We start from the raw sequence: 13,363 nt of genomic DNA, 5'->3' as shown, positions 1-13,363 counted from the left end.
TCTATCTGCTTGTGATCAACTGGTTTTAAATTCAATCTCTATTTTGCCTCCTTGCAGTTTTACGTTACAAGGAGGATAGCTGCGATTAGTTTTTAATACTTTATCGAAAATATGAATTTCGACCCCAGAATGCAATTTTTTATTGACCGCTAAATTAGCATTATTGAGCAAGCCATATAAATGTTGTTCCAAATTTGATAAGCGCTTTTCTAATTGCTCTGCTTGCTGACAGTAATGATTCTGAGTGGCGCCTATTTTTGCTAACAGTAGTTTTTTCTTTTCAGCATCTTTGAGTAAATCAGCTTTTTCGATAGTGGCTTGCAACGTATCAAGTTGCTCGTCAGTTTTAGCGAGCTCTTTTAAGCATTCATCAGTTTCAGCGGTTATCGCTTGCCCTGATGCTGCCATGTTGATAAGCATTTTTGCACCAGACTCATTGCCAATTTCACCAGCTATGATCATCCCTGCATCAAGAATTTCACCGCCAAATAATTTACCTTGCGGATTATCTGTTTGGCCAATTTGTAATAACTGTGTGGCTTTCATTGCACAGTGGCTTGCTTGGCGTTCAATAAAAATATTATTGCCAGCTAGGTAACTATATTGTGCGTGAGAAAGGTGAATATTACCGTTACTAATAATTTTGCATGAAAGCGTTTTATCATCTAGCTGGTGGCCAATTACACCTTGTTTAATTGTAATATCGCCTTGGGCTGTTAATTCACCGGATTCGACCGTGCCCATAACGGTGATATCACCTTTGGCGGTAACCTTCATGCCTGGCTCAATGTTATGAGTAACAATCACGCTACCATCAAAATTAATATGGCCACTTTTAACTGTGACATCGCCAATAGTAAAAATATCATCAACGCGCATACCATTTTTAATTTCTACCGGTACGCCTGCAATGGTTGAGATTAACTCTAGTGGATTGGTTTTTGATATTTCGCTGCCTTCACCAGCGACTAACGGGCTACTTTCTCCCGCTTTTGCCGGCAAAACATCACCTTTGACAGTAAAACCTTCTTTACCTGGGGTTGCAGGCTGTTGTCTAACTAATATTGTACCTGGTTCAACACTGGCTAACTTGCCAAAATCACGCATATCAACAGTGCCGTCTTCACGCAGTTTTGGGGTTTTTAACCGTTCTTTTAAGGTTTGTACTTGAGGGAGTAATTTTGATGATTTTCCGTCTTCTGGCAAGCGACCTTTCGCGAGTATGCCTTTAGCCGTTGTGCCTGCTGGTAATTCAAATTGCTGTTGTAAAAGCTGTTCTAAAAAAGCCTGCTTATAGCCTCTGGCAACGCCTGCTTTGATCAGCTGTTGTTTAGCTTGTGCAAGCGCTAAAGCTTTACCACCTTGTGCAGTTGTAAGCTCACCAGTGGCTAACATTTTATCGTCACTAATAGTTACTGTCAGGGTGGCATCATGTTTACTTGCTACAACTAAACTACGTTCACTATTGGGTTCTTTAAAAAAAGCGTTTATGGCGTCATGATCTATCCGGCATTCACAGAATGTCGATTTTTTCAGTGCTTCTATAATAAAGGCAGCACTTGGTGGCGAATGTTCTATAACATCGAGTAATACATTACCGTTATGAGCAAGCTTAAACACGGATTATCCTTTTACAACATTTAAGTTAAAGGTTTTTATAATTATATAATGATAGAGTGCTAGAGATTTGAATAGGTGTCAAGAAAATCGAAGGTGAGACTAGAATAGGTTAGTTTAGCTAATTCTTTATTCTTAGATGTGTTGCTATACCCAAATCACCATAAGATGTGACTTGGGTATAATGAAGTTAATTTGTTGAAGGTAATTCCATAATGCCATCAATTTCAACTTGCACGTTTTTTGGAAGTGCACGAACACCAATTGCTGCACGGGCAGGGTAAGGAGCTTTAAAATATTGGCTCATTACTTCATTTACAGTGGCAAAATTAGATAAGTCAGTTAAATAAATATTAACTTTTACTAAATCTTGAATGCTACCACCGGCTTCTTGACAAACCGCACTGATATTCTTAAATACTTGATGTGTTTGCTCTGCGAAGTCTTCAGAGATCACTGCCATCGTTGCCGGTACTAAAGGGATTTGACCAGATAAATAAACGGCTGTACCAACTTTAACTGCTTGACTGTAAGTACCGATTGCAGCAGGTGCTTGATCGGTAGAAATAAATGCTTTATTCATGATTTTCCTATGTTATTTTTTACGATAGACTTTTTGTACATCAGGCATAACGCGAATGCGGCGCATGATATTAGCAACATGGACACGGTTTTTCACGGTGATCCCTAAATCTATCACGTATAAATTACTTTCTTTTTCATCAGTGGCAATTTCCACGATGTTTGCCTGGGTTGTTGCCACTACATTGGTTAGTTTTGCTAAGGCACCTTGGTGATTGATAATCTCCACTCGCAGTGCAGCAATATATTCTTTTTCTGGGTTATCATCCCACTTAACCACTAAATATTTAGAGCGCTCAGTTTCCCAGCCGCGAATATTTTTACATTCTTGGCGGTGCACGGTGATGCCTTTACCTTGGCTGATATGTGCAGTGATTGCATCTCCAGGCACGGGTCTACAACATTTAGAGTAATTAACTAACATGCCTTCAGTGCCTATAATGGTCGCTTTAGCATTTTTAGTCATATCGCCTAAATCATCATTGTCATTTTGTAATAGGCGCCGTGCGATCAGCATACTCATTAAATTACCGCAGCCAATTTCAACTAATAACTCTAATACAGTATTAAGCTCATGCTCTTCAAGTACTCGGTTAATATTTTCGCTCGGTAAGTCATCAAACTTAGTTTCACCTAATGCTGAATCGAGTAATCTGCGACCAAGTAATAAGGCCTCTTCATGATGCTGACTTTTCAGATAGTTACGGATGCCTAAACGGGCTTTACCTGTAACAATAAAGTTAAGCCAAGTAGCATTTGGGTGCGCACCAGAGCTAGTTATAACTTCAACGGTTTGCCCTGTATCGAGTGCTTTACTGAGTGGGTGAGGCTTGCGATTAACGCGTGCACCTACACAGGTATTCCCCACATCAGTATGAACTGCATAAGCAAAATCAACAGCGGTTGCGCCCATAGGTAACTCGACTATGCGACCATCTGGAGTGAACACGTAGATTTCTTCAGGGAACAGTTCGGTTTTAACGTTTTCAACAAATTCAAACGATGAGCCCGCACTTTGTTGCAACTCAAGTAGGCTTTGCATCCATTGGCGAGCACGCTGTTGCGCAGTGTGACCTGCGCTATCACCGGCTTTTTTATACATCCAATGTGCAGCTACCCCTTTGTCTGCCATATGATCCATATCGTGAGTACGAATTTGGATTTCCACCGGAATACCGTGTGGGCCAACCAACGAGGTATGTAACGATTGATAGCCATTGGTTTTTGGCACGGCGATATAATCTTTAAAGCGTGTTTCAATCGGCTTATATAAGTTATGGGCAACGCCTAACACGCGATAACAGGTGTCCATTGACTCAACGGCAATTCTAAAGGCGTATATATCCATCACTTCATTGAACAGCAGTTCTTTATTCAGCATTTTTTTGTAAATGCTATATAAGTGTTTTTCGCGTCCTGAAACGGTTGCTTTAATACCTGCTTCTTCAAGTCGCGCTGCTATTTCTGTTTGGATATTTGAAATGACTTCTTTACGATTACCGCGAGCTTTAGCGACTTCTGACTTTAAAGCACGATGACGCATAGGGTAAAGAGCCTGAAAGCCCAAATCCTCTAGTTCATTCTTGATATCATGAATACCTAAACGATTTGCAATGGGTGCATAAATCTCTAGTGTTTCACGTGCTATGCGACGGCGTTTATCTGGGCGAAGCGCACCAAGCGTGCGCATATTATGTGTACGATCGGCTAACTTGATCAAAATAACTCGAATATCTTGAGTCATTGCCATGATCATTTTGCGATAGTTTTCAGCTTGGAATTCTTTTTTATCTTTAAAGCTGAGTTTATCGAGCTTGCTAACGCCTTCAACTAACTCGGCAACGGTATCGCCAAATATTTCGGCTAAATCTTGTTGACTAAAGTCAGTGTCTTCGATCACGTCATGCATTAATGCAGCCATTAATGTTTCATGATCTAAATGCATGCCAGCCAAAATTTGGCTTACTTCAACAGGGTGAGTAATGTAAGGTTCGCCGCTTGAGCGAGTTTGACCTTCATGGGCCTCTCGGGCTACCACGTACGCTTTTTGTACCAGCTCTACATCAGCAGCAGGTAAGTATTCTGAGATTTTCTTTTTTAGACCTTCAAAAAGATACATTCACACTCCAATGTTCTCGTGAAGCAAATAGATAACGGTATGTTAAGAATATACGATGAAAAGAAGGGATTGCCAACGGCTAGCGTAGAAATACTACCCCGTTGGCTAAATCAGACAAGGAAGTCAGATTATTGGTTGCCGCCTACAATTGCTGCAACCGCAGCCATTTCAGCTGCTTCTTGGTGTTGTTGTTCCTCACGATCAATCAGATCCATCGATGAGCTATCAACTAAACCAAGTTCAATTTCACGTAAAGCAACAACTGTTGGTTTATCGTTTTCAGGGTCTACTAATGGTTTTTTACCACCAACAGCGATTTGGCGGGCACGACGAGCCGCAACTAAAATTAAGTCAAAACGATTACCAATTGCATCTACTGCATCTTCAACAGTTACGCGAGCCATCTTCAGCACTCCAAATAAATTTTTAAGCAAAGACGTAGTTTACTGCACACAGTCAGATTCGCCAATAGCTTGTGGTTAATTTAAACAAATAAAATACGCGCTTAATAAAAATAACGATTATTTAAGCAGATCAGTCAGCAACTCTTGATGACGAATGACTTGGCTTTGTAGCGATAAGCGCTTGGCGAGCACAATAGTCTCGATTTCCTTGAGTGCAGTAGCAAAATCATCGTTAACCACTACATAATCATACTCGTTGAAATGTGACGTTTCCGATTGTGCTTGCGCCATTCTACCCGCGATGACTTCTTGCGAATCTTGACCACGATTATTTAAACGTGATTCAAGCTCAGCTTTTGAAGGTGGCAAAATAAAAATTGTCTCAACATCAGCGACCAAGTCACGAACTTGGCGCGCACCTTGCCAATCAATATCTAAAAATACATCAATACCGGCTGCAAGTTGCTGCTCAATTGCTTGTTTTGAGGTGCCGTAGTAGTTGTCAAAAACTTGCGCCCACTCAAAGAAATCATCTTTATCAATGAGGGCTTTAAACTCATCAACCGATACAAAATGATAATGCACCGCGTTTTCTTCACCAGGGCGAGGTGCGCGAGTGGTGTGCGAAACCGATACTTTCATATCACTGTGCTTTGCTAATAAAGCATTAATTAAGCTTGATTTACCTGCACCAGATGGCGCTGATAATATAAATAAGTTTCCGCGAGTTTGCGTCATTAATTTGTTCTCTACTAAAAATAAATAGGCTTGAGTTACGAGTAACTCAAGCCTTTAATATTCATATTGTACTTTATTTAAGTGATTTTGCTCAAGTTGAGTGAGTTAGTGATTACTCAATATTTTGGATCTGAATATGGGGTGGTGTTTAAAACATTTTCGTTATCAATGGTTTAATCTTGTTTTAGAGTGTTTTAACTGTGTTTGGTAACCGCTATGGTAACCACTTGGAGTCGGTTTCTGGTGCATAGAGATTATTTTACTAAAGAGGAGGTAAGCTTAAGTCAGTACCGAAAAACATACATAAAAATTGATAAACTGTTTAGTTTTTGTATTATACACCCAATCGTAATCAAATAATCAAGGAAGAGCGTTTTTATGAAACAATTACAGCAGTACCCTCACCCTGAAAGGCCTCAGAACCCTTCACCCTTAGAAATGGCTATTTATAATTATGAGTTAAAAGCTAAAGATTTTCATAACAAGCGAATAGCTCAAAAGGGGCAGGCGAGCGAAGAGCTTAAAAATAAGATGGCTCGTGACTTTAATCATTTGCAAAAAGAGAAAGAGAGAATTACAGCTCATGCTCGCTTACAAACAGATTTAAAAGAATATCGTGAGCTGAGTGCGAGTTCTTCAGTTACGCAATTAAAACAAGAAAAGCATCATCCAACAAAAAAGCTTGCTCGTCACTTGGCTGCAATAGGGGAACCTAAACCAACTAATTTGCACGAAGCTCATCATATTATTTGTGGCAAAGGGCAGTACCAATCAGCGAACATGTTACAAACAAGGCTTAACCTTCATCTACATGGAGTCGGTATTAACGATCCTATCAACGGCGTATGGTTAATTAATTTTGAAAAAAATAAAGAACAAAATTGGGATAGTCCAGCTTCGCCGCCTCATCGAAAGCTACACAGATATAATTATGAGACATGGATAAATACTAACTTTGGTAATGCGGCTACGCCTAAAGCTTTATTTTTGAACAGGCTAAAAACTGTTAAAGTTAAAATAAAAACGGGTACTGTACCCGCAGGTTTACTTGCACCAAAAGACGAAAACTGGAAGGCTTTATAGTGACTGTATATCAAATCAAAAACGAAGCTTACACATACGACGTAATCGACTTTAATATTGTTGAACTATCAAAAATACTTTCAAAGCACAGTGACCTTGAACCAGATACTGTATTAAAGATGTTTATGTCAGCCTCACTAAATAATATCGAATTTAGTCATCTATGGCCCGAGGGGTTAAATTTTGATTATTTTGGTAAAGCTAAAAAGCAAGACTATGACATATCGCTGCTAGGCAAATTTCTAATAATGAAGATGCCAGTATATGAGTTATTGAAAGAGCGTTTAGCAAGTTTTGGAGAGTTTTTACCCGTTAAAGCTGAAGGCAATAACATGATGTTGTTTAATTTGCTTACCTTCGGACAAGAGCAAAAAGACATGTGTTTAACCAAATACGAAGATGGCTTTGAAGACGGTTTAGAGTTACTTACCTTTGAGCAAGACGACATACAAAGCAAGTTATTATTTAAGTCTAAGCTGGAAGGTGCTCAAAAAGTTTATTGTACTGATGAGTTTAAAAACATCATCCACAGTAACAATCTTAAAGGCTTAGTGTTTGACGAAGATTTACTAGATCCGTTTGTTTGATTTTATACTTATAAAGTGTATTTATCACTCAAGTATACTTCTTAGGTATATACAAATATCTTGAAATTATACTTTTAAGCTCTATAATTACGCGTAACAACACCCCTCCCGCTACCCGTAAGCTCAGCGCCCTGCGAGGGGTTAATTATTTCTATAGCATGATAAAAGGATTTAGCCTTCATGCAGTTCCTTAAAGCCCCTATAACGTTTGAAAAGCAAGTCGAGCTTCTAGAAAAGCGTGGTCTAGTAATTAATAATAAAGAATCAGCTGCCTTTTATCTTAGCCATATCAATTATTATAGGCTAGGCACTTATTGGTGGGCATTTATTGAAGAACATCAAAATCATACTTTCAAGTCTGGTATTACATTTGAACAAGTTTTGAATCTGTATTCTTTTGATAGAGAGCTAAGGCTGTTACTGCTTGACGCCATTGAACGAATAGAAGTTTCTCTGCGAACTCAATGGGCATACCATTTAGCAAAAAAGCATGGCTCACATGCGCACTTAGATGCGGCTGCTTTTATAACTAAGTTTAATCACGAGGACTTCATTAGTAATATTTGTGCTGAAATTCAACGAACGTCAGATACCAATATAAAAAAACAAAACCACAAATATGAAGAGCAAACACCCGCTATTTGGATTGTTGCTGAAGTAATGAGCTTCGGCTGGCTTTCAAGAAGCTATGATGCGATAGCGCGTCGAGCACTGAAAAATGATATTGCAGATTCATATAAAATAAAAGAAACAATACTTTCATCCTTTTTACACCACATAACTACGGTGCGTAATATTTGTGCTCACCACTGCCGTTTATACAATCGAGATTTTACGTTCACCATGAAGCTGCCAACCAATGGCGATAAAATTTTACTTGATAGCTTTAGTGATACAACGAAGCAGTTATACAACACATTAGTTATGTGTGCTTACTTTATGGATTTAATTAGTCCTAACCACCATTGGAAGCAAAAGTTAGCCAGCTTAATTGATACTTATAATATAGACGTAACAGAAATGGGCTTTCCTGAAAACTGGCAAGAGTTACCTATCTGGAATAGCATTAAATAACTAGGCTCTAATTAGGCTAGAAGTTTGATTAAGTGGTTACCAAAACGTTTAGTAACCGTTTTGGTAACCACTTGGGTGCAAACAATAAGAAACTATTATGAACCATGGAAAACAAAAAACCTAGCAAAAGCTAGGTTTATTAGGGGGTTGTGAACAGCTAAGAGCAGCTGGAAATACTATTCTATATTTTGGATCTGCTCTCTCATTTGCTCAATCAACACTTTAAGCTCAACCGCTGCATTGGTAATATCACTGTTGATTGATTTAGAGGCGAGGGTGTTGGCTTCGCGGTTAAACTCTTGCATCATAAAATCTAAACGACGACCACATGCGCCACCTTTTTTAAGGATTTTTTTAGTTTCTTTGACATGTGATTTTAAACGATCAAGTTCTTCTGCTACGTCTTGCTTTTGTGCAAGGTAGATTAGTTCTTGCTCTAGGCGAGATTCGTCAATATCAGTTTTTAAATCTTCTAATTTTTGGTTGAGCTTTTCGCGCTGCCATTTTGCTATTTCTGGCATGTGAGTTTCCACAACGGCTACTTGTTCTAAAATAGCATCAAGGCGAGTGGCGATCATTTCTTCAAGGTTTGCACCTTCATCACCACGTGCTGATTTGAAATCTTCAATTACTTGATCAAAACCTGCAATAAGTGCTGTGTTTACGCTATCCATGTCAAGCTCTTCGGCTTCCATAACACCAGGCCAACGCAGGATATCAACAGGGTTTATGTCACCATTGCTTTGCTGTTGTACCCACTTAGCACTATTAATGAGCTGTGCTGCTAATGCTTCATTAATAGAAAGCTCACCAACATGTGCAGGATTAGCAACAAACTTTAAAAATACTTCGACCTTGCCGCGCTGCAAATGTTTACGCAGACGTTCACGAATTACCGGCTCCATGCCACGAAATTGCTCAGGTGCGCGAATAAAGGTTTCAAGGTAACGTTGGTTAACTGAACGAACTTCCCACGTGCCAGTGCCCCAATCGCCTTTAATTTCGCGACGCGCGTAGGCAGTCATACTGTGGATCATGGATGGTTTCCTAGTTTTATTTAAACAATTTTAACGTGATTATACCGTAACACCGTCTAAGCTCTAGCGGAAATTTTGTTGATGAGAATTTTACAATTGGCTTTTGTTTAAATCAGCATGGCATCTGAGTACACATCGACTTATAATACGTAAAATTATGAATTAAGGGGATCGTTAATGCGTCCAAGCGAAAGAACACCTAACCAAATTAGACCGGTTACATTTACCCGTAACTACACTTTGCATGCCGAAGGCTCTGTGTTGGTAGAGTTTGGTAACACTAAAGTACTTTGTACAGCAACTGTTGAATCAGGTGTACCGCGTTTTATGAAAGGCCAAGGTAAAGGATGGATCACAGCTGAGTACGGTATGTTGCCGCGCTCAACCCATACTCGAAATGGTCGTGAAGCGGCGCGTGGAAAGCAAGGCGGTCGTACTATGGAAATTCAACGTTTAATTGCACGTGCTCTGCGTGCCGCAGTTGACTTAAAAGCGTTAGGTGAAAATACCATCACTATCGATTGCGATGTTATTCAAGCTGATGGCGGTACTCGTACTGCGTCTATTAGTGGTGCTTGTGTGGCATTAGTTGATGCGCTTACCCATATGCGTAGTAAGGGGATGATCAATTCAAACCCACTTAAATTTATGATCGCGGCAATTTCGGTTGGTATCTATAAAGGCCAAGCAATTACAGACTTAGAATATTTAGAAGATTCTGACGCTGAAACTGATATGAATGTGATTCTAACTGAAACCGGTAAAATCATAGAGATTCAAGGTACCGCAGAGGGGGAACCATTCTCGTTTGATGAGCTTGATGAGTTACTAACTCTTGCTAAGTATTCAATCCGTGAAATCATTGACGTTCAAAAACAAGCGTTAGCTTAATAAAGAATAGGTTTATATAGTAATGAAAGATTATCAAATCGAGTTTATTGAATTTGCGCTTGAAAAGCAGGTGCTAAAGTTTGGTGAGTTTACCTTAAAATCTGGCCGTACTAGCCCTTACTTCTTTAATGCTGGCTTGTTTAATACTGGTCGTGATCTTGCACGTCTTGGTCGTTTTTATGCTGCAGCCCTAGAAGATGCGGCGATTGACTACGATGTTTTATTTGGTCCAGCTTATAAAGGCATTCCAATTGCAACAACCACTGCAGTTGCACTTGCTGATCATCACGATAAAGATGTGCCTTATTGCTTTAATCGTAAAGAGAAGAAAGCACACGGCGAAGGCGGCACATTAGTTGGTTCTGAGCTGAAAGGTAAAATCATGTTAGTTGATGACGTGATCACAGCGGGTACTGCTATTCGTGAATCAATGGAAATCATTGCGCAAAATGGCGCTGATTTAAGTGGTGTCTTAATAGCACTTGATCGTCAGGAGAAAGGTAAAGCTGAGCTTTCTGCGATTCAAGAAGTAGAACGTGACTTTGGTACTAAAGTTGTTTCAATAGTAAAACTAGCAGATCTTATTAGTTACCTTGAAACGAAAGGCACTATGAATGAGCACTTAGCTTCTGTAAAAGCCTATCGTGAGCAATATGGTATAGCTTAATCTAAGTATACTTAAAGCTTTCCAACAAAAGCCCGATGATTTTCATCGGGCTTTTGCGTTTTATAACCGCATAAAGTTATTTTGAAGTTAAAAAAGTATCTCTTTTGTAGAGTTTGGTTTGATTTTTGAACGAACAGTGTTTTATTTAAAGTTTTCTTCAAAAAAGGGTTGATCTGTTTTTGGATCTCCCTATAATGCGACCCCACTGAGACGGCAGAGCGCAACGCATAGCGGGGCATGAGCTACTTAGTAAGTCGAGTAAAACTTGAGTTTAGATTTTTTAGAAAGTTTAAAATTAAGTGTTGACAAAAAAATAGGAAAGCGTAACATGCGCAGCCCTAGCGAGATAAAGCAATGCGCTTTAATCGCAACGTTCTTTAACAATATAAAGCAATCATCTGTGTGGGCACTCGTACAGATTGAGTTCTAACAGCAGATTCTAGTTCGCTAGATGACGCAAACAAATTTAGAGTCTCAATTGAACTGAGTGACCAACAGCAATAAATTTATTTATTGCTGCACAGTCAATTCAATATCGAAAGATATTAAATAATTCAGAATTCATTGAGCTGTCGAAAGACAAAAAACTTTTAATTGAAGAGTTTGATCATGGCTCAGATTGAACGCTGGCGGCAGGCCTAACACATGCAAGTCGAGCGGTAACAGAGAGGTGCTTGCACCTTTGCTGACGAGCGGCGGACGGGTGAGTAATGCTTGGGAATATGCCTTTTGGTGGGGGACAACAGTTGGAAACGACTGCTAATACCGCATGATGTCTACGGACCAAAGTGGGGGACCTTCGGGCCTCACGCCAAAAGATTAGCCCAAGTGGGATTAGCTAGTTGGTAAGGTAATGGCTTACCAAGGCGACGATCCCTAGCTGGTTTGAGAGGATGATCAGCCACACTGGGACTGAGACACGGCCCAGACTCCTACGGGAGGCAGCAGTGGGGAATATTGCACAATGGGCGCAAGCCTGATGCAGCCATGCCGCGTGTGTGAAGAAGGCCTTCGGGTTGTAAAGCACTTTCAGTAAGGAGGAAAGGTTAAGTTTTAATAGAGCTTAGCTGTGACGTTACTTACAGAAGAAGCACCGGCTAACTCCGTGCCAGCAGCCGCGGTAATACGGAGGGTGCGAGCGTTAATCGGAATTACTGGGCGTAAAGCGTACGCAGGCGGTTTGTTAAGCGAGATGTGAAAGCCCCGGGCTCAACCTGGGAACTGCATTTCGAACTGGCAAACTAGAGTGTGATAGAGGGTGGTAGAATTTCAGGTGTAGCGGTGAAATGCGTAGAGATCTGAAGGAATACCGATGGCGAAGGCAGCCACCTGGGTCAACACTGACGCTCATGTACGAAAGCGTGGGGAGCAAACAGGATTAGATACCCTGGTAGTCCACGCCGTAAACGATGTCTACTAGAAGCTCGGGTCCTCGGACTTGTTTTTCAAAGCTAACGCATTAAGTAGACCGCCTGGGGAGTACGGCCGCAAGGTTAAAACTCAAATGAATTGACGGGGGCCCGCACAAGCGGTGGAGCATGTGGTTTAATTCGATGCAACGCGAAGAACCTTACCTACACTTGACATACAGAGAACTTACTAGAGATAGTTTGGTGCCTTCGGGAACTCTGATACAGGTGCTGCATGGCTGTCGTCAGCTCGTGTTGTGAGATGTTGGGTTAAGTCCCGCAACGAGCGCAACCCCTATCCTTAGTTGCTAGCAGGTAATGCTGAGAACTCTAAGGAGACTGCCGGTGATAAACCGGAGGAAGGTGGGGACGACGTCAAGTCATCATGGCCCTTACGTGTAGGGCTACACACGTGCTACAATGGCGCATACAGAGTGCTGCGAACTCGCGAGAGTAAGCGAATCACTTAAAGTGCGTCGTAGTCCGGATTGGAGTCTGCAACTCGACTCCATGAAGTCGGAATCGCTAGTAATCGCGTATCAGAATGACGCGGTGAATACGTTCCCGGGCCTTGTACACACCGCCCGTCACACCATGGGAGTGGGTTGCTCCAGAAGTAGATAGTCTAACCCTCGGGAGGACGTTTACCACGGAGTGATTCATGACTGGGGTGAAGTCGTAACAAGGTAGCCCTAGGGGAACCTGGGGCTGGATCACCTCCTTATACGATTTAGAACTTATTTGTTCGTAGTGTCCACACAGATGATTGTTAGTTAGTTTTGCCCATTGGGTTTAACTAATTAATATGCTCTTTAAAAATTTGGAAAAGCTGATAATAAAATTCGTATAAATAACAGTGTTATTTGTACAGAGTTTTCAAAAGTAAAAAAGAATGATAGCAGTATCATTCAGTGCCATTTAGTTAACTCTTATGAGTTGATTGATTGGTATCTACTTTAGTATTCAATATTAACTTCTGGCGAAGTTAAACTGTCACTAACGTATGACTAAACTTTATTGTTTAGTATTGCGACGTGGATTTGATGCTTAGGCAACGCCGCTAATATTTTTGTCGCTGGGCGCATAACGTGTTATGTAACCAAGCAAAAATAGAAAGCAAGGCAGCATAAGTAGCAAAGACCAAGCAAGACCCGT

Annotated in this window: 11 protein-coding genes and 1 rRNA gene; 6 read left to right on the top strand and 6 right to left on the bottom strand. The window is 40.6% G+C overall.

Annotated features, from left to right (window positions below; translation table 11 throughout):
* Positions 1–15: 15 nt before the first annotated feature.
* The 5 genes from NDQ71_RS09185 to gmk all read right to left on the bottom strand — a co-directional run bounded on the left by NDQ71_RS09185 (position 16) and on the right by gmk (position 5,460).
* Entirely contained in the window at positions 16–1,620 is a 1,605-nt protein-coding gene (locus tag NDQ71_RS09185; RefSeq protein WP_301562635.1) for a DUF342 domain-containing protein, read from the bottom strand.
* Between the two features lie 187 nt (positions 1,621–1,807).
* Positions 1,808–2,200, bottom strand: a complete 393-nt coding sequence (locus tag NDQ71_RS09180; RefSeq protein WP_064667921.1) for a RidA family protein — start codon at positions 2,198–2,200, stop codon at positions 1,808–1,810.
* Positions 2,201–2,212: 12 nt separating this feature from the next.
* Positions 2,213–4,318: a bifunctional GTP diphosphokinase/guanosine-3',5'-bis pyrophosphate 3'-pyrophosphohydrolase gene (gene spoT / locus NDQ71_RS09175; RefSeq protein WP_064667922.1), complete on the bottom strand. Its 2,106-nt coding sequence runs from the start codon at positions 4,316–4,318 to the stop codon at positions 2,213–2,215.
* A 128-nt stretch (positions 4,319–4,446) separates the two neighbouring features.
* Positions 4,447–4,722 (bottom strand): DNA-directed RNA polymerase subunit omega, encoded by a 276-nt coding sequence (rpoZ, locus tag NDQ71_RS09170; RefSeq protein WP_064667923.1) that lies wholly within the window; start codon positions 4,720–4,722, stop codon positions 4,447–4,449.
* Positions 4,723–4,839: 117 nt separating this feature from the next.
* The gene (gene gmk, locus NDQ71_RS09165) at positions 4,840–5,460 is read right to left on the bottom strand and encodes a guanylate kinase (protein ID WP_064667924.1); all 621 of its coding nucleotides are present in this window, start codon (positions 5,458–5,460) and stop codon (positions 4,840–4,842) included.
* Positions 5,461–5,838: 378 nt separating this feature from the next.
* Here gmk and NDQ71_RS09160 point away from each other — a divergent pair, with 378 nt between their 5' ends.
* From NDQ71_RS09160 to NDQ71_RS09150, 3 genes are all read left to right on the top strand, one after another.
* The gene (locus NDQ71_RS09160; protein WP_301562634.1) at positions 5,839–6,543 is read left to right on the top strand and encodes an AHH domain-containing protein; all 705 of its coding nucleotides are present in this window, start codon (positions 5,839–5,841) and stop codon (positions 6,541–6,543) included.
* A complete protein-coding gene (locus NDQ71_RS09155) occupies positions 6,543–7,130 on the top strand; it encodes a hypothetical protein (RefSeq protein ID WP_128583649.1) in 588 nt (195 codons plus the stop codon). The genes NDQ71_RS09160 and NDQ71_RS09155 overlap by 1 nt, the downstream gene beginning before the upstream one ends.
* 180 nt (positions 7,131–7,310) lie before the next feature.
* Entirely contained in the window at positions 7,311–8,204 is an 894-nt protein-coding gene (locus tag NDQ71_RS09150) for an Abi family protein (RefSeq protein WP_301562633.1), read from the top strand.
* 176 nt (positions 8,205–8,380) lie between these two features.
* Here the strand turns inward: NDQ71_RS09150 and NDQ71_RS09145 are convergent, their stop codons facing one another.
* Positions 8,381–9,241 (bottom strand): YicC/YloC family endoribonuclease, encoded by an 861-nt coding sequence (locus tag NDQ71_RS09145; protein WP_064667925.1) that lies wholly within the window; start codon positions 9,239–9,241, stop codon positions 8,381–8,383.
* Positions 9,242–9,418: 177 nt separating this feature from the next.
* Here NDQ71_RS09145 and rph point away from each other — a divergent pair, with 177 nt between their 5' ends.
* The 3 genes from rph (at position 9,419) to NDQ71_RS09130 (ending at position 12,932) form a co-directional block, all read left to right on the top strand.
* Entirely contained in the window at positions 9,419–10,132 is a 714-nt protein-coding gene (gene rph, locus NDQ71_RS09140; protein ID WP_192543187.1) for a ribonuclease PH, read from the top strand.
* Between the two features lie 22 nt (positions 10,133–10,154).
* Entirely contained in the window at positions 10,155–10,799 is a 645-nt protein-coding gene (gene pyrE / locus NDQ71_RS09135) for an orotate phosphoribosyltransferase (protein ID WP_064667927.1), read from the top strand.
* A 591-nt stretch (positions 10,800–11,390) separates the two neighbouring features.
* A 16S ribosomal RNA gene (locus NDQ71_RS09130) occupies positions 11,391–12,932 on the top strand.
* Positions 12,933–13,363: the final 431 nt, after the last annotated feature.

Source organism: Pseudoalteromonas sp. KG3, from assembly GCF_030436385.1.
Lineage (GTDB): Bacteria > Pseudomonadota > Gammaproteobacteria > Enterobacterales > Alteromonadaceae > Pseudoalteromonas > Pseudoalteromonas prydzensis.
This window is presented reverse-complemented; position numbering and strand designations above follow the sequence as displayed.